This window comes from Blautia sp. 1033sp1_1033st1_G9_1033SCRN_220408 (assembly GCF_040929965.1).
GTDB classification, from domain to species: domain Bacteria; phylum Bacillota; class Clostridia; order Lachnospirales; family Lachnospiraceae; genus Blautia_A; species Blautia_A ammoniilytica.
The window spans coordinates 1-23,802 of sequence record NZ_JBFKZO010000017.1 but is presented as its reverse complement, the minus strand read 5'-3'; the positions used below and the strand labels follow the sequence as shown (position 1 = coordinate 23,802).

At 39.6% G+C, this 23,802-nt stretch carries 23 protein-coding genes; 21 read left to right on the top strand and 2 right to left on the bottom strand.

What is annotated here, in order from left to right:
- Positions 1-21 precede the first annotated feature (21 nt).
- The 5 genes from AB5916_RS12250 (at position 22) to AB5916_RS12230 (ending at position 3,492) form a co-directional block, all read left to right on the top strand.
- Positions 22-1,248 carry a hypothetical protein gene (locus tag AB5916_RS12250; protein ID WP_368191153.1) on the top strand — a complete coding sequence of 409 codons (1,227 nt, stop codon included), beginning with the start codon at positions 22-24 and terminating at the stop codon, positions 1,246-1,248.
- Positions 1,241-1,780: a hypothetical protein gene (locus tag AB5916_RS12245; protein ID WP_368191151.1), complete on the top strand. Its 540-nt coding sequence runs from the start codon at positions 1,241-1,243 to the stop codon at positions 1,778-1,780. Before AB5916_RS12250 ends, AB5916_RS12245 begins: the two co-directional genes overlap by 8 nt.
- A 13-nt stretch (positions 1,781-1,793) precedes the next feature.
- On the top strand, positions 1,794-2,633 hold the full coding sequence (locus AB5916_RS12240; protein ID WP_368191149.1) for a hypothetical protein: 840 nt from the start codon (positions 1,794-1,796) through the stop codon (positions 2,631-2,633).
- An 83-nt stretch (positions 2,634-2,716) separates the two neighbouring features.
- Positions 2,717-3,073, top strand: a complete 357-nt coding sequence (locus AB5916_RS12235; RefSeq protein ID WP_368191146.1) for a hypothetical protein — start codon at positions 2,717-2,719, stop codon at positions 3,071-3,073.
- Positions 3,074-3,081: 8 nt separating this feature from the next.
- The gene (locus AB5916_RS12230; RefSeq protein ID WP_368191145.1) at positions 3,082-3,492 is read left to right on the top strand and encodes a prepilin peptidase; all 411 of its coding nucleotides are present in this window, start codon (positions 3,082-3,084) and stop codon (positions 3,490-3,492) included.
- Positions 3,493-3,524: 32 nt separating this feature from the next.
- Here the strand turns inward: AB5916_RS12230 and AB5916_RS12225 are convergent, their stop codons facing one another.
- Complete coding sequence (locus AB5916_RS12225; RefSeq protein ID WP_368191143.1) at positions 3,525-5,012, bottom strand: hypothetical protein; 1,488 nt, start codon at positions 5,010-5,012, stop codon at positions 3,525-3,527.
- Between the two features lie 90 nt (positions 5,013-5,102).
- On the opposite strand from AB5916_RS12225, the gene AB5916_RS12220 reads away from it, so the two are divergent.
- From AB5916_RS12220 to AB5916_RS12145, 16 genes are all read left to right on the top strand, one after another.
- The gene (locus tag AB5916_RS12220; RefSeq protein ID WP_368191141.1) at positions 5,103-10,397 is read left to right on the top strand and encodes a hypothetical protein; all 5,295 of its coding nucleotides are present in this window, start codon (positions 5,103-5,105) and stop codon (positions 10,395-10,397) included.
- 44 nt (positions 10,398-10,441) lie between these two features.
- Positions 10,442-10,825, top strand: coding sequence for a hypothetical protein (locus AB5916_RS12215; protein ID WP_368191139.1), 384 nt, complete (start codon positions 10,442-10,444; stop codon positions 10,823-10,825).
- A 153-nt stretch (positions 10,826-10,978) separates the two neighbouring features.
- Positions 10,979-11,629, top strand: coding sequence for a hypothetical protein (locus AB5916_RS12210; protein ID WP_368191138.1), 651 nt, complete (start codon positions 10,979-10,981; stop codon positions 11,627-11,629).
- Between the two features lie 100 nt (positions 11,630-11,729).
- A complete protein-coding gene (locus AB5916_RS12205) occupies positions 11,730-13,448 on the top strand; it encodes a DHH family phosphoesterase (RefSeq protein WP_368191137.1) in 1,719 nt (572 codons plus the stop codon).
- A 92-nt stretch (positions 13,449-13,540) separates the two neighbouring features.
- Positions 13,541-15,052 (top strand): CAP domain-containing protein, encoded by a 1,512-nt coding sequence (locus AB5916_RS12200; RefSeq protein WP_368191136.1) that lies wholly within the window; start codon positions 13,541-13,543, stop codon positions 15,050-15,052.
- 536 nt (positions 15,053-15,588) lie between these two features.
- Positions 15,589-16,368, top strand: a complete 780-nt coding sequence (locus AB5916_RS12195; protein ID WP_368191134.1) for a hypothetical protein — start codon at positions 15,589-15,591, stop codon at positions 16,366-16,368.
- 303 nt (positions 16,369-16,671) lie between these two features.
- Complete coding sequence (gene iscB, locus AB5916_RS12190; RefSeq protein ID WP_368191132.1) at positions 16,672-18,084, top strand: RNA-guided endonuclease IscB; 1,413 nt, start codon at positions 16,672-16,674, stop codon at positions 18,082-18,084.
- Between the two features lie 161 nt (positions 18,085-18,245).
- Positions 18,246-19,214, top strand: coding sequence for a heavy metal-binding domain-containing protein (locus tag AB5916_RS12185; RefSeq protein WP_368191130.1), 969 nt, complete (start codon positions 18,246-18,248; stop codon positions 19,212-19,214).
- Between the two features lie 459 nt (positions 19,215-19,673).
- Positions 19,674-19,880, top strand: coding sequence for a hypothetical protein (locus tag AB5916_RS12180; protein WP_368191129.1), 207 nt, complete (start codon positions 19,674-19,676; stop codon positions 19,878-19,880).
- Positions 19,881-20,034: 154 nt separating this feature from the next.
- A complete protein-coding gene (locus AB5916_RS12175; protein ID WP_368191126.1) occupies positions 20,035-20,514 on the top strand; it encodes a hypothetical protein in 480 nt (159 codons plus the stop codon).
- A gap of 124 nt (positions 20,515-20,638) precedes the next feature.
- A complete protein-coding gene (locus tag AB5916_RS12170; RefSeq protein ID WP_368191125.1) occupies positions 20,639-20,923 on the top strand; it encodes a hypothetical protein in 285 nt (94 codons plus the stop codon).
- 19 nt (positions 20,924-20,942) lie between these two features.
- The gene (locus tag AB5916_RS12165) at positions 20,943-21,587 is read left to right on the top strand and encodes a hypothetical protein (protein ID WP_368191122.1); all 645 of its coding nucleotides are present in this window, start codon (positions 20,943-20,945) and stop codon (positions 21,585-21,587) included.
- Positions 21,588-21,795: 208 nt separating this feature from the next.
- Entirely contained in the window at positions 21,796-21,963 is a 168-nt protein-coding gene (locus AB5916_RS12160) for a hypothetical protein (RefSeq protein WP_368191121.1), read from the top strand.
- A gap of 38 nt (positions 21,964-22,001) precedes the next feature.
- Positions 22,002-22,955 (top strand): hypothetical protein, encoded by a 954-nt coding sequence (locus AB5916_RS12155; RefSeq protein WP_368191119.1) that lies wholly within the window; start codon positions 22,002-22,004, stop codon positions 22,953-22,955.
- A 52-nt stretch (positions 22,956-23,007) separates the two neighbouring features.
- Positions 23,008-23,244 (top strand): type II toxin-antitoxin system HicA family toxin, encoded by a 237-nt coding sequence (locus AB5916_RS12150; RefSeq protein WP_368191117.1) that lies wholly within the window; start codon positions 23,008-23,010, stop codon positions 23,242-23,244.
- 12 nt (positions 23,245-23,256) lie between these two features.
- Positions 23,257-23,448, top strand: coding sequence for a type II toxin-antitoxin system HicB family antitoxin (locus AB5916_RS12145; protein ID WP_368191115.1), 192 nt, complete (start codon positions 23,257-23,259; stop codon positions 23,446-23,448).
- A gap of 76 nt (positions 23,449-23,524) precedes the next feature.
- On the opposite strand, the gene AB5916_RS12140 is transcribed toward AB5916_RS12145, so the two are convergent.
- On the bottom strand, positions 23,525-23,802 hold a 278-nt coding region (locus AB5916_RS12140; RefSeq protein ID WP_368191113.1), incomplete at its 5' end, for a transposase.

The window sequence follows — 23,802 nt, the reverse complement described above, 5'->3', positions numbered from 1 at the left end:
TATTATTTTGGAGGAAATTTTATGGCGGTTACAAGATTAAAAACGATTGCTTCCCCTGTAATCACAAAACAAAGCGATGACAGGAAAATGCTCCTTGATAAATGGAAAGTATCAGGGACAAAGAAAGAGGATATGTTTAAATATCTGGAAAAGATGGATGAACTGAATAAGCTTGTTCCAACGATGACAAATGAAATCCAGATATTTACATTAGATCATGTGGATTATGAAAAAGAAACTCTGGTCGGTTATCGGCATGGAGCCGGATACGGAACGATTGCAGAAGAAATTCCCGTTTCTAAGTTGAAAAAGTATGATGGGATGAACAAAGATTTATTAAATGAAACCGAAGATTCAAAATTGCTTTTTATGATCGGAAACGAAATCTTTTTTACAAATAAAAAAGTAGTCGTAACCCTTTCACAAAGAGCTGGAACTGGTACAGGTAAGGCAGCATACATGGATGATTTAAAGGTAAGATTTCACCGAGATGCCGGATATGTTGCTTATATGGAGACATGCCCGGCTATGTGCAGGCTGATGATCCGAAAAGCTGGAAAAGCAAAAAAACTCTATGCTGCATTTGCTGATGCTTACGGTATCATTTCACAGAAAGCTCAGGTGCAGGATTTTATGGACTGTTACGAAAAAGAATTTGGAACATCTGCTGTGTATTATCAGATAGATAATTACAAAACTCAGATCATACTGGAATTTCTTGAGTATGAGCCTTTAGCTTCTATAAAAGGCTTTGAAAACGATATTGTTCCAGGTATTATGATCCAGATGTCAGATACCGGGGACACAGCGTTTTCTGTAACTGGAACGATCCGCACAAGGATCGGCACCGGATATATGCCTACCCCGGTATATTCAAGAAAACATACAAAAAATGCTGCAGAAGGGATTTCCGCTGAGGAAGCCCTTGCATCTATGCTTCCGGAATTTAAAAAACTGCCAGGTGTCTTTAAAAAGCTCTGTTCTGTTGATATCAACAAAGACAGGGAAAAGATAATACGTAAGGCAGTTTCGTTTTGCGGAATCAAAAGGGATGTTTCTGCAAAAGCAGAAGGGGATGCCCTTGATATCGTTCTTAATGCCTTGAAAGAGGAAGAGGCGATCACGGCATGTGATATTGCTGTTTCTATCATTGAAGCGTGTGATTTCCTTTCAGAAGATATGTGTGAAAAATCTTCTGAGAAATTAAAAAACTGCTCCGTAAAATCACTTTATTATAAGTATGCTTGAACGTATCAATGATGTCATCCTTATGGATGGTGTCATTAAAAAGGTGTCTTATTCAAAAAACAGGGATCTGTTCCGGATAGAATTTTCAGATACAAAAGTTGTGTTTGAATTTAGAAACGGAAAAAGAAACAGGGCGGATCTTGTAAAAAAAATGAAGCTGAATGCTGGTGAAAAAGTTATTTGTATCGGAGCGCAAAGTGAATCCAGTCAGTTTTATGCATTTGGATGGGATATCAAAAGAGAAGGCTATTTTAGTCAGAATGGTTATTCTGTTGTAAGGGGAAGAATAGAAAATTCCATTAAACGTGGAAAAAAACAAATGCTGTATGTAAAGAATGGAGATAAACTAATGTCCTTAAAGGTAGACAGCGATGTCTGCTTTGAAAAAGGGAAGGATGTTTCTGCTATCTGTTATTCTTCTCCTTATTCCATATGCAATCATCCATGTAGAAAATGGAAGACAGAAGCATGCGAATGCTGCACAAAAGCAGAAGGAGAAAAAAGATATACGGCAATGGCTGTAAATTATTAAGGAGGAAATTTATATGAGTGCAATAAAAATAAATTCCAAGAGATTCAATCGCAAATTTGAGGCAGAGATATTTCAGAGACCGAATGAGAGGTCAACGGATTGTGTTTTTATCATTTCTCATACTTCTTTGAAAAATATCTTTTATAAACAGTTGACGGATGAGGAACGCCCTAAAATATCGTTTGATATGGTAGATCTTACAAGGCTGCCGGCAATCCCGCCAATGTTTGCAGTAAAAGCTGTCCTCAGTAAAGACAATGTTTGCATTGAGCAGTATGGAGAAATGTTATGTGATGCATGGGTTAATTCCGATCCGATCACCAAAAATAATCCTCTTGCCATCTGCAGTAATCGTGCTTTTGATAAGTGTGTGATCCTGTATCTACAGCTTGAAATTGAAGTGGTTGGGTATGCTGGATATGGATTTTATTCTTCTGAAGAGATTCCTATTGATGGAAGGACTATACCTGTTAATGATTTCAACGAGCTTATGCCTTCTTCTGTCATCACAGGACAGAATATACAGCAGAACAGCTCTCAGGAAAGCTTCAATCAGGCCTGCGAAACCCCGGCTTCATGGAATAGAAATTCTGCTCAGAATATGGGACAGGAGAATGGAAATAATATTCCAAAAGATCAGTGGCAGGATAGTCAGATTCATGTCAGAAGAGTCAGTTATGAGCCACATTTTGCAAAAAGCAAAATAGAAACTGATCATGGAATTTTCTTTTATGATCCCGTCACTTCCGTTTGGGAAAGCCCATCTGTGGATATGCAAAATGTGAATACAGACTTTTTGTATGATGCGGCATCCAGGTGGCTTAGAAGCCATTTATGTAATTTCCGTGGTTAATTTTTATAAGAGTCGCTTATGCGGCTCTTTTTTGCTGTTTGGGAAGAAAAAATGACATATTAAAAGAAAAAAGGAGATAAAAAATGCTTACGATAGAAAATTCATGGAAAAATATCGTTCCGATTTGTGGAAATCATAAAGAAAGAGTAGAGATGGTGATCAATAACGGTCCTCATTCTATGTTCTACTCTTGTCCGAAATATTATCCAGAAAACAGGACGAAAGAAGAAAGGGCTTGTAATAATCGAATTAACCTAATCGAGTATCGGAAAATGATAGATAAGCTGATGGGAATGATTGCAGAAGCGGAAGTAAATGGGGAAACGATTGATTTAACCAATTTCAAATGGTCCAGCAAGGGAACAGAGTATAAAGTATTGGAACACTCAGGAGATAAGCTATACGTGCAAATTCTGAATCTTCGGGCAATGAAAAGGTAAGGAATGTTATGATAGTTATTATTACTGTTCTACTATTTGCTTCTCTTTGTATTGCTTCATATACAGATGTTAAAACGAGAACTATACCTGTATGGCTATTTCCCTCTGTAATGGTTATAGGAAGCGGGATTTTGTTATACATGGAACAATTTGGATATTGGAATCTGATTGGTCTGGCATGTATGTTAATTCCGACTTTTGCATTGGCTACAACAGGAAATTTTGGTGGCGGAGATGTACTGATGCTTTCCGCAATTGGACTTATGTTGGGAGAAGATGTTGTGGGATATGTAGTTGTTCTGGCAACTATAAGTACAGGATTCTTTTTACTGACAAAATTAAGAAAAAGGGAATATCCAATAGCACCATTTGCGTTGGTTTCTTATCTTATTTTTCTAGTTTGGAAAATGCTATCATGAAAAAAGAGCAACTATGTGGTTGCTCTTTTTTGTTAACTTTGCGGATATATTAACTGCCCATCTTCACTTTCTGCGTGGATTTCCTGTAAAGTCCCATCTTTTCCGACCGTTATATAAAATTTGATGTTCTGGTCATTCGTGACCATTAATATCAATGAAGTATCACTTTCTTTTATAGCCTGTGCGTAGGTTGGAGTTCCAAGATTTAAAGAAGACCATATATAAGAAACGTTATCTGCCTGTGTCTGTGAAAGGTTTGCCACCGATTGTAATGCATCTGAAAAACTGGAAACATTTTCGTTCTGGGAATCGGATTGCGTTTCACTCTGAGTTGCCTCGGACTGCCCGGCTGCCTGCGTTTCACTTTGACTTTCACTTTGTTCAGAAGGAAGAGACCCTGGGGTGAATACAGTCCCATTTGTGTCGGAATGGGATACGCTCGAAGCACCATTACTTTCTGTCTGTGTATCATTTGTTTCATCTGTTTCGCTTTCGGATTCATCTGCTGTATAAAAAATCCTGGTCATTCCAAGTCCATTCTGTGCAAGACTTACATAATCGCTTCCAAGCTCTGTCGGAAACTCATAAGTGAGGATATATTGATACGTACCATTTGCAAAATACTCCTGCACAATGGCCATTTGAATATCGTTATTTACATAAGTGGCTTCTCCGTAAATGCTGTTATCTGTCTGCTGGAACTGGTTCAATACAAAATTTGATTTTCCATTAGAAAGGAAGTTCGAATAATCAAGCTCTGTGATGTCAGAGAGCATCGTAGAGTCATTGATAAGGTTTACAGTAAGGGAAGCTCCACTGGATTCATCGTAAGCATAAACAGAGGAATCAGAAGAACCAGTAGTCCATTGATCCGGTACGGCATATTCAAAGTCTCCCTCTAACTGATAAACCAGTCTATATCCGTCCGTGATAGGATCTTCATACTGCCATGAAATACTGTCCAGACAATACCAGATCTCATCTTTTAATTTCTCGTAATTTTCATCATTAAAGGTTACAACTACTTTAGCTACATGTGACCTGTCCCAGATAACATATTCGATGTAATCTGTAATCCCTGACATTCCCTGTGATTGGTAAATCAGATAATAACTGTTATCTGACATGTACTGGAATTCTGTGATCCTCATACCTCGCTGGGAATAAGTTTCAGACAAGGACTCTGCTGTTGCATTATTGACCATTGGATAATATGCCATAACCTGTATCTGGATGGAAGAAGCAGAAGCACTGTGTACATAGGTATCATATCCGTCCTTTGTTACATGCTGCCATCCGTCTGGAATCTGCATGGAAAGATCGATATCCTTGTTCATGTAAGTGTTTGATACAACTTCCTTTTCAGTCTCAGATTCCGATTCTACTGTATAAGTAGAATTTCCTCCATTATAAACATTCAGATTATCCTGTTTGGTAGCAAAAACAATAAAAACAAAGAGCATTGCTGCAATCAGGATCAATGGCCAGAATCTTCCAAATTTGGATCTAAGCCAATACAATTACATCACCCCTTTTCTTTTTAATATGTCATCTTTTACTACAAATGTCACGAAATGACATATTAGAAATATATGAAGGAGGTGTTTGTTTTGGAAGATTACAACATTGCAGGTAGGATCGAGGAATTATGTAATACCCTTGAAAATGCTCTGGCAGAACTGAATGAATATAAGGATGACCCCGATATTTCTATCAGAACACAGATATGTGATGAGGATATATTTCCAAGTTTAAATGAGTTAAATGATATTTTTAAAAATGTGGGGAATTCTGCGCTTATTTCTGCTGTAATCGCATTAAGTGATTATAAGGTCGCTTCTGATATTCCGGACGATGTACAGAATAGTATTATTAAAGCATTCGAAACTACTGCTGTCAAAGGCGGTGGGCTGGATGTTTTTGCAGAAAGTGTACAAAAAGCAATATCAGATATTGAACCTATACATGGTGCTTCTGATGAGAGTATTAAAAAAATAGCACAGATTGTAAAAGAGTTTCTTTCTGATTTTGGAGAATCCAGGGTTGAGAATGACGGAGTTGACAGTGAAAATAAATATTCGGCAATCAGCCAGGTATTTAAGGAAGGATGCGGAGATGTTATCAATACAGTAAATGATGTAATGACCAAACATCTGGATAATATTCCTGAAAATGAAAAAACTGCCATACTGGAGTCCCACGCTGGAAAAGAAATCTTTTCTTATGAAACAAAGCCTGATGGTTCCATAGATATGGATACTGTAAAAGCAAAATCAGGAATGCAGATCAATGATAATGGTTCATTTACTGATAAATTCGGCATTTCATTTTCAGGTGAAATGAAAGCGAAAGTTGATATAGACTACATTGATGAGGCAAAAGAAGGAATTAAGGATTTTGCCCAGCTCCTCAATAATTTATACAAGGCTCAAAACGGAAAACAGTATATTGATGAAAAATGCCTTGGTCCGGTAGAAAGAAATGCCCTTGCCAGAGCTATACATCTGTTTGCAGATGACCTTTATAAGAAAGGTGAAGACAGTAATGTAGATAATTCCCTTGAAAAGTATGGAAAGCTTCTGCAATCTTTGTATAATGTCAACGTCAATCCAGATGACATTGAAAAAATTAAAAATACGGATTTTGTAGAAAAATTCTTCGATAAAGAAGAAGATAAAATATCTTCGGAGGATCAGTCAGATAAGGCAGATTCTAATGTATCCGGTTTCCAACGGGCAGAACATGAATTCACTTCTGATAATACTACGGAAGATACTGGAAATAAGAGACAGGATTCTGATAGGAATAGTCAGGCAGACATGGCTGATAAAGCAGCTTCTGCTGAAAGACATGGAAAATCAATTCTCTGGGAAAAAACAGGGGACGAAAAAGTAGACAGGATGATCGATAAAAGAAACGGTTATATCGAAAAAAATCCTTTGTTCCCAATTTATCGAAGCAATATTGGTTTTACATACACAAATATGAAAATCGTTATCGTTGCGAGAAATAAAGGCCTGGAAATAAATGGAAGGGTGCCGACTTCTTTTGATTGTGCATTGGCAATCAATGGATTTCTTCAGACAAATCTTTTAAATAGTATAGCACTTTCTCTTATTGAAGGAATCTTTGATTTAGTAAGCGGCCCGGTCCCGGATAAAGTAGACAAAGATTCTAAAACAGGAAAGATAGATATAGATTCTGATAGAAGTAAGGACATAGATAACAGTAAGGTGGAAGAGAGAGAGGATGTTGAGAAAGAAGATCTCACCAATGACTCTTCTAAAGATTCAGCTGACGAAAAGGATACTGATGAGAAAGGTCTGAAAGATAGAACAGACTCGGGTTCAGAGTATTTCAAAGATGACGAACCAGAAGATGCTGCAGATAAGAAACCGGTTGATGATACTGAATCAGAAGATAAAGAGCAGGAAGCTGAAAGTAATGTAACAGCAGATACATGGGACGAAACGGATGCCGAACCTAAAGATAAGGAATCAACCGATAATAAGCTTATGGAAAAAGACTCTGCTGATAATGCCAGAGATTCGTTAGAAAAAAATAATCCGGATAATGAACCCAAATCAGAAACTTCCAAAGATTCAGATGTGAAAACCGATAATGAAAAAAATGTGTCTTCTAAAGATAAAGCAGATAAATCGGAGAATAAGGAAGGACCAGTTCTCACTAAAGATGAGCAAATGCTGAAAAGCAGGTTGAATGAGATTTTGTCAGAAAAAATAACTGCTGGAAAAGTCGGAAACGATGGTGAATTAAAAAAACTTATTGGAAATATCCAGAAAACTGAAGGAAAACAGAATATTTCAGATCCGGTAGCAAAGGTTATTGCTTCTATTCAGTATGATAGGCCTGATATAGACCAGGGAAAAATTAAAGCAGTATGCAAAGGAATGGAAAGCATTTCAAAAGCAGACGGCGTATCTGTTAAAATCAAAAATATCCTTAGTAAAACTACAGATGTGCTCAAGAACCCTTCTGCTTACGCTGTCAGTCCGACAGTAGCTCTTCAATGGGAACTGCAGGACAAATTCTCAGATTATGTAAAATCCAAAGTATCGCTTGGTGAGGTAAAGGATAAGCTTCGCATCTGTTTTGAAAAAACTGGTGGGACTGAAAATCCGGATGGATTTCTGAGGATAACGTCAAATGCGGTCGTTAATGTGGTTGCTTCTTTGGCAGATCGGATCAGCTCTGGAGAAAAGGCTGTTTTTTCAAGAATCAATAATATCATGAACAGTATTTCCGCTGTTGCAAAAACTTCTTTTGATAAGGTTTGTTCAGCACTTGAAAAATATGGAACACCGATAAAAATGGATGTTGAAGTAAAACCTTCAGGCTTATCGCTTGTTTCAGTTGATAAAGATAAGGCAGAAGAATTTGATAAATCAAAAGATACTGCTGATAAAGAATCTCCGGATAAGGCATCTGTGAATGATATTGATGATTCTGAATTCAAAGATAAAGAAGAGGCTAAAGAAGAGGTTAAGGACAAAGTAACACAAATGGCCTCCAGTATGTCAGATGTCCTGAAAAAAGAACCTGGTGAGAGAACTTCCGCAGACAGGGACGTACTGTCGAAGCCAAGTGATTCTTATTTTGGAACTGCTTTAAATATCCTGAAAACATATGGTGAGAGTGAAGGAAAAGCAGTTATCCGTGAAGGCATTTTTAAAGCTGTTACAACTCTTATTGATGATCCGAAGTTCAACAAGGACATTGTTTCAAGAATAGGAGATGCTATTGATAAAAATAACATCCTGCATCTTGCTGGAAATAAAATTGAGTTTATCAACGGTGTCAATAAGGGCATTGAAATATACAGAACAATTAAGGATCCTATTAGCATTGTGTTTCCTCAGAATGACTTCCAGCAAGGTCTTCATGACAAGATCTTAGATTTGGTACGACCGGACAGCGATAAGGCGGACATGGATAAAGAACCAGACGATAAAGCTGACAGCGATAAAGAACCGGAGGATAAAGCTGACAGCGATAAAGAACCGGAGGATAAAGCTGACAGGGGCAAAGAACCGGAGGATAAAGCTGACAAGGATAAAGAGCCGGAATATAAAGCCGATAGGGACAAAGAACCGGAGGATAAGGCTGACAAAGACAGGGATAATCTGGCAAGTGAAGAGCCAAAGGACATTGATAAGGAACCAAATGAAAAAGATTTGGAAAATGATCCAGATAAGGCTGAAATAGACAGAGAAGACCCAAAAGAAGATTTAGAAAAATCTTTGGAGGATAAACCAGATCAAGATAAAGAACCGGCTGATAAGACCGAACGGGATGCAGAAGATCCAAAAGAAAGAATAGAGCAGGAACCGGATAATAAAGATCTGGAAAAGGAAAATTCTGATAGGGAAGATCCCAGGGATAAAACTGATGAAGATCCAAAAGATAAAGTAGATGAGGATCCAAAAGATAATCCTGACAATGAAAAGGCTGATCCAGATAAGACGGCTGGTGATGATAAAAAAGACCTTGACAACGAAGATAATCGTCCTGTGGATCAGGAACAGAATCCGATTGATCAGGAAACTGATCCAAATGATATGGAGCAGCCTCCAGAATCAGTAGACAGAGAAAATCCGGATACCGATACCCCAGAGAAAGAACCAGACGATACGGATAATGAACCAGATAAACCAGATGAGGAAGAGTTTGAAAAGAAAAACGGGGGAGATATTGACAGTTCCCTGGAAACTCCACCATCAGCAGGAAATGAAGTATCTGGACATGGTGCAGATATGGACGATGATCCGGACGATGATGAACTTGGCCGTGAAAAGTCAGAAGATAGTCAGAATGATACAGATGGTGGAGAAGTAGGAGAAGATCCTCTTAATGCGGAAATGGTAGAAGAAACAACGGTACCAGAAGCGGATTTTGATGGTTCAGATCTGGCTGGGGTCATGGATAATAAGGAAACAGATGAACCTTCCAGAGAAACAAGTCCAGGCCTGGAAGATGGCGATGGTACACAGGAATTTGCGGACAATGTAGATACTGAGGTTTCTGACATTGCAAACGATATGAAAACAGTGTCAGCCGAACCTGCAGCAGGAAAAGAAGGCATGGATGAAATTTCGGATGCAATAACTGCTTATACAGAAGAGCCGGATTTTGGCTTTTCAGACTTTCTTAACACTCCTCTTACAATAAATGGGGAAGAAATGGCTCTTGGAGAAGCTTATGAGATTGATGCGATATCAAATGAAGACCTCGCAGATGCCCTTGCGGATGCGATATCAAATGATGCTTCAAATATCCTTGAATCCAATGAGCTTATGGAAACATATAGTGATCTGCTTAGTGACCTTTCTGATATGTGTGGAAACTCTTTTACGGAAACACTCTGTGACGCAATGGATCCTTTTGTTTCTGTAGACGAAACGGTGAACCTAGCCTTTGATTCTATAGCTGAAGATATGGCAGTACCTGATTTTACATTGGATTCTATGCCTGACTTTGATGTGATAAATCTTGCAGAAATGGAATTTGATATCATGGACAACATTGATTCAGAAGGAATTATCGGTGATGGAGTAGATTCTGCGATGCAGAATGATTTTGATACTGGTCTGGATAATGGATTGGATAACGGGCTCAATGAAGCTATGGACTTGAATACATCTGATCTTACAAATGATACAGGATTTGACACTTCACCAGACTTGTCTCAGGACATTCAACAGAATACAGCTGATATGCAGACACCGGATACCAGTTATATGGATAGCCAGAACGATTTCAGTACACCAGACAATATGTCAAGTACGCCTGACAGTGTTCCGGATACTGGGTTAACAGAAGCAGGAGCTGATATGAGTGCAGATGTGGCTGCGGACGCAATTGATTATGATGCTCTGATTTTATAACAGAAGGGAGGGAGCACCCGGAAATATGCAAGTTTCATTTCCGGGTGTTAAATATTTTTATGGAAACAATGCTTATCGGAATGTATTTTCTGGCAGCCCTTGTGGGTGTTTTTGCCGGGTTATTTTTAGGATTCAATATTAGGAGCTTTAGTATTTCAAGAGCTGAAAAAAGACGCTATATGCGTCATTATGTAAAAAAGAAGAAACTTGAGGAGAAACATGAAAAAGAAGAACAGTTGAAAACCAGAAATGTAAAGCCAGAAAGAAAACAGCAAAAAAAAGAATCCGGGATACTGATGGAGCGTGTACCTGAAAAAGACAGTTATACAGGTTTTATTTGCGATTCTTCAGGAGAGAATGCTGTAACAAAGATTCAAAACATGAGACATTTACAAGATCAGAAATATAAAAGTAAAGCGAAAAAATAATTTTTCTTAGAAGTTTTCTAAAATGACATATTAAATATGAGAGTAAAGTTCGTCAGCGAAAGATAGCAGGAGGGACATTGTTCTTATGTTCCAGACTTTTTCCTCTTGAAGAACCGAGAATCCAACAGAAAATATCTTGAAAGGAGTTTTATTATGACACATGAAATTAAACCTGAGAACACCATCCAGTGTACTGGAAAAGTAATGTTCAAAAACTTTAACAATGAAACAAAGAGTCTCTTTATTGTAGTAGGGATCTTCACACCGAAGCTTATCTGGGGAAAATTGGATAGTAATAATGAATCAAAATCAGACAATTTTAACCGTGACTTTCCAGCATTTGTTATGAGTGGAGAAAAAGCTATCGAAGTGAACCGAGAAGTAAATGAAGGCGATATTGTTTCCCTGAGAGGGCACATTGAAACTGTTTCTATAATGCGTCCAACAGGTGGAAACAATTTTCATCGTGAATTCCGGATTCGTCTTATCGCAGACGATATATTTCTGGACAATTCTAAAAATGGCTTTTGCAGTGTAAGCCTTGGAGGAGAAATCATTCGTGTTTATCGTAACGAAGACCATAATCTGTACATTGTCACTGTAAGGATAGATATGAAAAACGAAACTAAAAGCCGTGCATCTTTTGTATATTTTGATCGCAATATGGAACTGGAACCTAAGGTAGGAGATTATGTAAATATGTCTGGTATCATCCAGACAAAACGTATGCCTGCACAGGAAGGAAGAAGGGCACAGACTTTGCTCTCTATTGTTGCAAGATATGTAGTTCTTGACCGCATCTAATCACATTCTTGCCGGGCTTTGGCCCGGCTTTTTTCATGTCGTTCTTCTAAAAATACATATTAAAAATGAAACAAAAACTATTGATGAAAGGAGAATATATATGCAATGGAAAAATAAAGGATTTAAAAATGTCATGGATGTAGTACAGCATAATACAGGTTTAGCTGAAGAATTTTTACATCCGTCACAGGGACCGTATTTTATCCAGAATCTGGATCTTATGGCAATGTGGATCCAGGTCTATGCATCACAGAATGCTCCGATTACTGTAATTGGGGACTATGATTGCGACGGTGTGTGTGCTACGGCAGGTTTATACCTCTTACTACGGGAGTTACATGCTGACAATATAAATCTCAGACTCCCTCGCCGTATGTCAGAAGGATATGGATTATCAGAGAAGATTGTAGATGAGGTTAACGGAGGAGTAATTATTACGGTAGACAATGGGATTGCCGCAATTCCAGCTATTAAAAAGGCAAAAGAAAAAGGAATGGTAGTTCTTGTTATCGACCACCATGAGCCTAAGATAGATGGACAGATTGTCCTTCCTGAAGCAGATCTTATCGTAGACCCACATGTTCCTGACCAATTGATTCAGAAAGGAACTTCTGTAAAAACTACTTTCAATGGCTACTGTGGAGCAGGTCTGGTCTATAAACTGGCTCAGATTATGATTCCTGGCACAAAGACTCTGAAAAAGATTTCAGCTTTTGCTGCGATTGCCACAGTTGCAGATGTGATGCCTTTTATTTCCGATAACCGGAATATTTATCATGAGGGAATCCAAAGTATCCGTGACAGGGATATTACACCAGGGCTTCAGTGCATGGTTAATCTTTTACAGTCGGATAATATCATAAATGAAGGAGATATCGGTTTTAAACTGGCTCCAATGTTAAATGCTCCAGGTCGTTTATATGATGATGGAGCAAACATTTCCCTTCAGACACTGATCACCGGAAATTATACCAACGCTTCTATGATGGCGCAGGAATTGAATGGAATTAATGATGTCAGAAAAGGGAAAAAAGAAGAAGCTGTGAAAAGGGCTGTAGATATGATTGAGAAAGAAAACCTTATTGGATCTAATCCTCTCATCATCTGTGATCCGAAAACTGCAGAAGGTGTTGTTGGTTTGGTAGCTGGTTTCCTCAGCGAAGAATATAACTGCTCCGCTATCGTGTTCACAAAAACAGAGCATGGATTAAAAGGCTCTGCCAGGGCTGCAGACTATAACAATATCAAAGAGTCATTGGATAAGTTCCATGACCTGCACCCGGAAATCCTTTCAAAATATGGAGGACATAAAGGGGCTGCTGGATTGTCTATTCCGAAAGAAGGGTTTCTTGAATTTCGAAGAGGAATGAATGAGATTATGGGAGCTCCTCATCCGAAATCAGATATGATTGAATATGATATAGAAATCAGGGCATCTGATATTTCAGATGTTACAGCTGATATTCAACGGTTTGCTCCTTTTGGTGAAGGAAATCCGCCCGTTGTTGTTAAAATCAAAAATTTTAAAACAGTACCTATCGGAAACAGTTTTTATACAGAACTGCGAAAAGGTGCAATTAAATTTTTAGGTCCCGGGTGCAGTGCGATAGCGTTCGATATGGCTGAAAAGTTTAAAACGGAAGGCTGTCCGACCTGTATGGATCTTATTGGAACTCTTGGGTATCAGAACTATATGGGAAAACCAAAGGTTCAGGTAGAAGTTTCAGATTTTGTTCCCTCTGTATCTGAAAAGAAGAAACCCGAACAGGTTAATCAATCCATTGCTTCAATATTATGCCAGTATCACCTGGCTACATAGGAAAAGGCCAACAGGCCTTTTTCTTATGCCCAAAAATCTGATGAAATTCATGAAAAATAACATATTAAAAATAAAAAAAGGAGGAAATGATCTTGAAACAGTTGGTAATGCTATTAGTCCTTCTGGTAGCCTGTTTCTTAGGTTCCTGGACTTATCGGATAAAGACCCCTGTTAACAGACCCGATGAATATGCAGAAGGATATGATGCAAGTGCAGGAGCCTGGTGGAATACTGGAAAGATAGAAGTGGATGATGAGTGGAAGCTGGATCCGGAGATACCATTAAACTATATGCCGGTCCCGGGAGAAAATGAACTTTATATGGTCATCGATAATGATGGGAAGATCATCGGCTACCGAAAAAGGACAAAACAGATTGATGGAAGCTGGAAGTGGGAGGATGTTAACCCGGATATCCCAGATAATTATGAGCCGGTAGATGGACTGGAAAATGTTTATAAGGTAACAGCTGAAGATGGCACGGTCAAGTATTACAAATATGTCCGCAACGATGATGATACCTATGCTTTCGTTGAAGTAGACAGTGAAGGGAATGAGTTGAACAAAAATAAAGATGCTACAACGATTGATGGTAAACATGTCCATATTACAGGAAATGTTTATTCCAAGTTGAATGATCATGGGGTTGTTATCGGATATGAAAAACGTGTGGACAATGGAGATGGTACGTTTTCATGGATTGATACAGATCTGCCAAAATTAACAAACCTTGATGATGCAGCTGGAAATCTGTCTTTACCATCAAGCGGAAACCTGAATACAGGATCCCTTGATACATCAGATGTGGATCAGATGGCAAAGAATATGGCAGACGCAAACGCTGCAGCGGCAAATGGAAGTTCTGATACATACAATGTTAATGTTAACATCAATCAGGGTGGAAACGGAGGAACTACTCCTGGATTCACAGATATCACTCCAGATAAACCTACAATCATCAATAACGGTGATGGAACCCATACAGAAGTTGAAGTGGTAAAAGAAACCAGGAATATTGATGGCTGGACATCTACTTATGAAACTTATGTCAAAAAGACCTATGATGATGCTGGAAACCTTGTTTCTACGATTAGTGAAGGACCTTATGAGGTAGATAACAAGCAGAATATTACTAAGGAAACAGAACCTGTACAGGGTGATATAAGCAAGAAACAGGATACACTTTCAGGTGAGATCGCAAGGGTTATCGGAAATTATACCTATAAAACAGATATTGCGAATGAAATGTTTGCTTTACTGAATGCTCAGAGATCCAAGAATGGACTGGGAACGCTTACAATGTCAGATACAGCTATGCAGATCGCTCAGCTTCGTGCAGCAGATATGGCAGTTTATGACACATCCAGCGGAACACTTCCGACATATGGATCACTCGGAGCTATGTTGTCAGATTACAAAGTAACCAGTTCAGCACCAGGCGAAAATCTTTGGAAATCAATTTCAAGAACTGCGGATGATATACATACAAGGTTCCAGGCCCTTGATTCTGCAAGGAAAACAAGGATGAGTAAAAATGTTACACAATATGGAGTGGCCGTCTGTGAATCGAATGGATATTACTATATATGTGAAGTGGTCCTGTAATTTGGAGCATCCGGAACAGAAAATTTTAAATGACCTCAAAACGCATCCGGAACAGAAAATTTTAAATGACCTCAAAACGAAAGCGGAACAAAAAATTGAAAACAGCCTTATAACATTTAAAATTCAATACTTCACAGTGCCAAAGGAGTTGTCTATGAATAAAGAGCGTCGAATAATTTCTTATATGTTTTGTAAAAAACAGAAAGTATCCAGCCTTGTTGAATTCCAAAGCTAATTCAGAGTTTAAAACAATTTACGGAAAAGACTGGAAAATGATTTCTGGAAAACACAAATTATATATATGGTATTTTGAACTGAGTTCAACATAAAAAAGAGGCCAGTCGGTCTCTTTTTTATGTTGAAACGTGTAGATGAACCATCAAATTAGCGTTATAATATATGTATCTGAAAACATACAAAAAGAGGCGGAGGTGTGCCTTGGATACATTAATTGACATTAATTCATATCCTGTGCAAAAAGCGATGCCCTGATAGAGTCACTTTCAAAAACCTTTAAATCGGAAGTTACGGATCATGTGATTCAGAAAGCATCTGAGGAATATGGCAAGGAGCTTTCTGTATCCACAAAGAAAAATCTGGAACGGAAGCTGCAGACAGAAACCCATGCTGTCGTAGGAAAAGCAGTCGGAGACTTCCAAATCCAACAGAAGATTCTGGAAAAGGAGCGCGAACAGAGACTGGCAGAAGCTACGACCAGAGAAGAAATACAGGCTGTAAACCAACACATTGATGAGCAGAAAAAACAGGCTGTCGAGACGCTGCAGCAAACCATCAAGGAATCCGTAGATACATTCATTGACCCGGTTGTATTTAATGATTCCATAAAAGAGTTTCTTGCTAAGAAAATAGAATTGGCTGACTACTTTGATAAAAAGAATCAGGAAGATATCTTCGATTGCGTACCGCCGCAGAAGACAAACCAGATTTTTACCCCTAAATGGGTGGTAAAAGACATGGTTGACTGTCTGGAAAAAGAAAATCCGGGATGCTTTGATGATCCGGATAAGACCTTTGCAGACCTGTATATGAAATCTGGAATGTACATTACAGAGATTGTCACCCGTTTATACCAGCGTGAACACATGAAAAGTCTGTATCCAGACGACACAGAACGTCTAAACCATATCTTTGCGAAACAGGTATTTGGATGTGCCCCGACAGAGATTATTTACAGGATCTGTCTCAGCTACATTTTGGGGTTCAGTGATGAAATCCGTATCCAAAAACACAATATAAAGCTGTGTGATACTCTGAAATATGCCAAAGATGGTACTCGTCAGCTTCTCGGCTATTGAATAACCGAGCATGCTGAAAGGCATGTGAAGTTATCAGTAGTACCCGAAAGGGCGCGCTGACTAGACTCAGGGTGATGGGATCCACTTACGATGGTGGGTATCATTACACTACGTCCCGGATATCAATACCCGACCCGGTTGTGCCAAAGCCGGTACAGGGTTCAGGCAACGGATGTCTCCCCGGAGAAGGAGGCACTGACCTGGTGCACGAAGTATCCGGAACCTTGTCGAAGGGCGACGACTCCCGTATGGGAGGGCAGGACTCTTGCGTACCTGCCACAATAATAAAAGGAGGGATCAGCCATGAGTGTGTTCGTGGTAGGGCAAAGCGGATGCCGGCTGATGCCTGTATCTGAAAGGAAAGCCCGTTTATTACTTGATGGCGGGAAAGCTTCCGTATACCGGAAAGTCCCGTTTACCATAAAACTGAACTATAAGACAGGCAGTACCACGCAGCCCGGTTATCTTGGCATAGATACCGGGTCCCAGCACATCGGGGTATCCGTTGTGCTGGAAGACGGTACTGTCTTGCATAAGGAGGAGATCAGTCTCAGGGATTCCATGACAAAAAGGAAACTACTGGAAACAAGAGCTTCCTTAAGGAGAGGGAGACGCTGCCGCAAGATCCGGTACCGCCACCCGAAATGGAGACCGAAGACCAAACGTGTATACTGTGAGAAACCGGGTCAGAAAGGCCGGCACTGGAAGAAACAGAAGAGTACGTTCACATCCGGAAGGCCGGAAGGATGGCTTCCGCCGTCCCTGCAGTCAAAGACAGACCACCATATCCGGTGGATCAGGAAACTGCAGGGCCTTCTCCCGGAAGGATACCGGCTTGCCATCGAACTGGGACGTTTCGACCCGGCCCGCATGAAAGACCCGGGGCTCCACGGTGGCCTGTACCAGAAAGGGCCGCAGTACGACTACGAAAATGTCCGTGCCTACGTCCTTGACCGAGACAGGTATACCTGCCAGGTCTGTAAAAAGAAAGGAAGGAAGCTGCATGTACACCATATCCTGTACCGGAGCCAGGGGGCTTCCAATAACCCGCAGTATATGGCCACGGTATGCAGCTGCTGCCATACCACGGAGAACCACCTGCCGGGAGGCGTCCTGTACCAGTGGATGCAGGAACAGAAGAAGTTCACCAGGGGCCTCCGGGATGCCACGTTCATGAACATCTTAAGGAAACGCCTCAGGAAGACATTCCCGGATGCGGTGTTTACCTATGGGAACATCACGAAAGTGGACCGGGAGATACTGAAGCTCCCAAAGAGCCATGGGAATGATGCCACAGCCATTGCCCTGGTAAGGACGGGTGTCACTTCCGTTAAGGATAAGGAACCTGTCCTTTATATCCAGCAGGTAAGGCGAAAGAAACGCTCCCTTCATGAAGAGACCCCGAGGAAGGGACTGAAGGAACTGAACCGGAAAGCTGCACGGAACAGCAAGAACACAAAGGCCGTGACCTTCACGAAAAGACGGGGCGGAAAGAGAACATCCGTTACCGCCTGCCTGTTCGACCGTGTGGAACTGAACGGGAAGAAAGGCTGGATCTCCGGGTTTACCGGGACATCCTGTTATATGAAAGATGCAGAGGATAACTACATCCGTACATCCGGAAAGTATAACCAGGTCAGCCTGTCAAAGTTCAGGATCCTGCATCACTGCGGGAACTGGGTCATTGGAGCAAGGAAACCTCTGGGGAAAGGCTGATTGCTCAAAGAGCCATACTGCTTTCATCTCGGTAATTGAATTACCGAGATGAAAGCAGAGTGTCTTAAAAGTGATGCTCGGTTACTTGTAGACGAGTAGTTCACTCAGGAGTAGTTGACGTAAACATGAATGATGAAAGTATGATACGGAGGAGGTTAAATATGAGGAATAATATACTAATGACATCTGGATATAATTTTGAAGGATATACTATCAGTAACTACCTGGGAGTATATTCAGGAGAATGTGCCCTCGGAACTGGATTTTTAAGTTCGCTGGGTGCAAGTTTTGCAGACTTTTTTGGAACGAATAGTACAATGTATTCAGACAAACTCAAAACAGCAAAGGACTTTGCCATTAATCAGCTGATCGAGCAGATTACGGATGCTGGAGGAGATGCCATTATCGGATTGGATATAGACTATGTTTCTTTTTCATCAGATATAATGGGCGTAGTTGCAACAGGAACGGCCGTAAAGTTATGTTCCACACTGTCTCAGCCAGAAGCTGAGCAGAAATATACTATTTCTACTACAAACGCCCAGCTTCCGTTCACAGCCACTTCCCTTCACATAAATTCCTCTATATCTAAGGAATTTTTATGCTCACTGAAATTATTTCATATGAAAGAATCTTCGGTTTCTGCTGTTTTGACTGATATAACATTTACTGACATTTTTCAGAGAGAAACCACGCTTAAGGACATTGCCTTCACTGGATTTAAACCTGAAACTGCAAGAAATCTTATGAGTGATCCTGTTGTCTGTAATGTATCTTCAGATATATTTAGACTCTTTGCCGACCTTAAGTTGACTGTTAAGAAATATATAACAGACGAAGGCCTGGTTTCCCTTGCAGAAGACGAAATTGAATACAGTTCAATAAATGATTGCAAAGAGGACTCGGAAGACTTTGTTTCAGTATTATTACTGAAGGCTAGTTCCCTTGACAGTGCAAAAGCGATTTATAATTATGTTGTTGAATACAGCGAATCTCACATTGGAACGGTTGATCCAAACCTGATAGCTTTATTGGAAAAACAAAAAAGTATTGAACGTTTTTATGGAAATCGTAAAGATAGTACGATAGACGCTCTGAAAAAATATTTTGAACAACAAAAAGAAGGTTAAGCAACAGCTTGAGGCTGTTACTTAACCTTGTGTACGCGAACAATACCTACCGCCTACGCTAAGCTTAGAGGCGGGGGTATTCTTCGCAATCTGGATAAATAATTCTGGTACAGTGTACTGGATTTCTTTGGTGTTTCTCCTCATCAGTTCATTTGGATATTCCAGCAATGTCTTTTTAAGTTTCTTTGTATCTATTTCCACTATTATTGAAAAGAACGTAAAACCCCAGCCGATGTAGTCGTCTGTCGGTAGTTCACATAGCATTGATTAATCAATACAAAAAAATACGTTTGATATATTCTTTTACGCTACAATCTCTTTTTTTGTCGAAACAAATCGAACGATTGTCCTTGCTGTTATTTGCTGGCTAACGTACACTATAATTATTACTTTAGAAAGAATGAGGGAATTGTATTGACTACTACAGAAAGAATTACATGTGAGAAAATTGAGGAACAGATGAGACGTAACATAGAATGGATCAATCAGAATGATCCGGATATCGTTCAGGACAATGCGGATCTCCTTGAACTGGAGTGCCGCTACGAGGCTCTGGATATCGCGCACGGTATGCGTAGAATAATAGACGACTACATCGCCTGTATCCTGTCCAGGCAGGAACGGATGGAGCAGCTGATTTACTATGCTGCTAAGAAAAATGCCTGAGAATAACAGTCTGTAAAAGGAGCTTGCGCAACGCATAGCTCTTTTTTTATGCAAATTTTTCTGAAATACATATTAATGATGACAGCAAATCTTATGAAGAAAGGAGAAAAACTTAATACTGTCAAAAATTAGAAAATTTTAGGAGGAAACTATTATGAATCAGTACAAGAAAAATGACATGAAAACAAGAATCCTGCAGGCTTATTGGGCATGCAAGTCCGTTCTTTACGCCTATCATGAAGAGGAAAATTTAAAATCGCTTGAAAAATTTGGAGTAGTCATTGATGAGATGTCTGCTTTTGTAGACGCTTTCGATCATTCACCATTATTCCAGATACTTAATGATATTCGTCAGACTGCTTACGAGAAATATCAGCATGACTGGATGATCAGCCATAATGTTGATGAAAAAGCACTGGATAAGGCAGTTAAGGAATACATTGCTGATACATTGGAGGACAACAATTTGGATACGCCGTTTTCAGAATGGCTATTTGACCGTGGCTTTGATGGTTCCATCTGGGCCTGCTATGACGAATTTCTAAATGCAGAATACAGAGATTATTCATATATGAGAAATTTGCTTTCTGCAAAGGAATATCCAGCATATCTTGCCGACATGACAAATTTCTAGGACGAACATTAGGAGTTTTATCCTGAACGCGGAAAATACCCTCGCCTCTAAGCATTAGCGTGGCGGTGGGTATGTTCATTATGTTTATTCTGAAATCCCAAAATTAATATAGGAGGAAATCATTATGTATATCAGATCACAAGACGGATTGTATATTGTTCCGCTTACATTTGCATCTATTTCCATCCACAATTATATTATCCATGTGACACCTTTCACTGGTTCTTCTATCAGGGTCGGAGAATACGATTCCCAGGAAATCTGCAGAAAGGTTGTGGATGAGATTGAGGAGAGAATCAATCGTGCAACAATAGATAATTTTGTTTATCATATGCCGAGCAAAGAGTCTATGCAGGAATTTGCGGATATGAACAAATCCATACAGATGCTGGACAAAAATATTATCTGATCACCGGAGGAAAAACATTATGAAATCATTACCAACAGATATTACACAACTTCAAACAGTTTGTGGTACCCGTGTTATCCTTGATGGCACATCATGTATTACCAATATCACTGATAAAGACATGTTTGACAAATGTCTTATCTACAGTGAAACCAGAAATCAGAAAATCAAAGACGGCATCAAATGTAAGCTAATGGATGAAGACTGGAAATCAAGATGTAAAGAAAACCAGTTCTGGTTCCAGGACACATTGGAAGACATGAAGAAAATGCATCCAACAATGGATGACCGTCTATTGGATCTTCGTCAAAAACTTCTTGATTTTGCAGGAGAGGCAGTCTGTTTTCCAACATACGAAGAAGACCTGGATAATATCTTTAATTATGGTCAATTTTGGGTTGGCAACAACGTGAAATTAATGCGCGGCAAGCCAAACCAGTGTCATGCAAATTCATCCAACTTATGGGAACAGAATAAGAAAGTTACACGTATCTGTACCGGATATGCCTTATCTGAGGATGGTATGTGGAGGCAGCATAGCTGGCTTGTATGGCATAAAGCACGTTCTAATCAGATCGTTGAAACAACTGTAAAACGTGTCGCATACTATGGTTTTGTTATGTCTTATGACATGTGTCAAGAATTTGCCCATGATAATTATTAATACGGAATCACACATGAAAGATTTTAACTTTCCACTGAAGTATGGTGGAACAAAAACCATGTTTGGCACAAAGCTTGATTTGGATAAGCTGGTTGATTGGTACAAGGAAAGACATGCTTAAGGCAGAAAATGAAAGCCGTGAGGCTGAAGCCCCCGCTTCTAAGCATTAGCGTAGGCAGTGGGTATGTTCACAAGGGAGGAAAATTAAATGATTACAACAGTATGTTATGGCACAAAGAGAACCTGGAAAACAAGAGAAGAAGCTATGAGTTTCTTCCTGGAGGGAATGATGGCGTGTGAAGGCAGTGAACAGGAAAGATATTGCAATATTTACATAAAATTGCAGCGTGGACTTGATTACTGCACAGATAAGTGATTTACATAGAAAAAAAGATAGATTATGAGGAAGATAATATGACGCGAAAAGAAATTGAGGAAATTTTAGGAAAAAATGATTCTACGGTCCTGTCCTATAAAGACCGTGGCCCTTGGGGAAATAGTAAATACCGCGGAAACTGCAGCGGATATGTTCAGGCTTTCCTGATCTGGAAATACCAGGTAGAACGTTTCGCTGAATTATTTGCTGGTTCCGGTACTGGTTACGATGTGTGCCAGGATATGGGGGTCGGCTATTTTGGAGCTGACTTAAACCCAAAACCTGTAAGACCAAATATCTGCTGTCTGGATGCTTTTCAGGATGAAGTTCCGGAAGCTTTCTCTTATGCAGATTTCGTATTTATGCACCCGCCATACGGAGCTGAGATCAAGATTCCATATGCTGGCAGTATGTATCCGGATCCATCCGGTGAACTGTCAAAGCATGATCTTGGACAGATGCCATGGCCGGAATTTATGAAAACATTGAATAATGTGGTCATGAAATATTTCGCTTCCATGGAGTCAGGAGCCCGTATGGGGATTTTGATGGGAGATGTTCGAAGGAACGGACACCTTTATTCCATGCTCACGGATATTGTGAAACCCGGAGAACTGGAGCAGATTATCATCAAATATCAGCATAACTGCGTATCCGAAGGACGGACTTATTCGCATAAGAAATTTGTTCCGTTAGTTCATGAGTATATTATGGTACTGAAAAAAATTGCTCCTTATATCCTTGATTTTCAGTTTCCATATCGAAAAGAAATGGATATCAGGGATAGCGCTTCCGCTACATGGAGAGATGTTGTATTTGCAGCATTATCCTCAATCGGCGGTGAAGCAAGGCTTTCAGATATCTATGCAGAGATTGATGGCCATAAAAAAGCTGCCTCGAACCCACACTGGAAAGATAAGGTACGGCAGGTACTGCAGATGTACAGTTCTTTTTACTCCCGCGAAAGAGGAGTATGGGCGATTGCGGCATAAACATAACTCTTGCATCTGAGATGCTATATGATATAATAGGAGGAAAGAAGAAGTGCCAAATAATGCATATGACGACGTTATGAGTGGTACAAGGGATAACAATATTAAATTTTTAGACCTTAGATATGTAATGGAATCACGAGGGTTCTTTTGCAGAATAAAAGGAGATCATTACATCTATTATCGTTCAGATATTCCAGATATTGTTAATATACAGCCAAACGGAAAAATGGCAAAGCCTTATCAAGTGCGTCAAATAAGAAGATTGTTTGCTACATATAATATATAAGGAGGATCTATAATGAAATATACAATGATTATTACATGGTCAGATGAAGATAACTGCTATATAGTAAATGTTCCAGATCTTCCTGGCTGTATGGCAGATGGAAAAACTTATGATGAGGCCGTTCAGAATGCTCAAGTTGTAATAAAAGAATGGCTTGAGACGGCAGAAATGCTTGGTCGCAATAAATCAAAAGTATACGCCTAATAAGGACAGTATTAAAAATTTTAAGGACAGCAATCAAGCTGTCCTTTCAGACTGTAGACAAACTTGGTGTTGGGTGTTATGCCCAGCACCATTTTTCTTTTAAAACTTCTTTTCTTTTTATTCTCTTTAAAATCAACAAAAATCTGGCTGTGTTCCAACCTCGTTTTTCCAGGATCTTTGCCAGTTTTTTCAAATTCATGCATGCAAAGATAAGCCCGGCTTTCATTTCCATCCGTGCTTTTCCTACATACTGTGTATATCGAAATCCATGCTGTTCTTTCGCTGTACCGAAGATCCGCTCTATGGTTTCTTTTCTTAACTGGTAGATCTGTCTGTTTCCGATCGTGTGCCGAA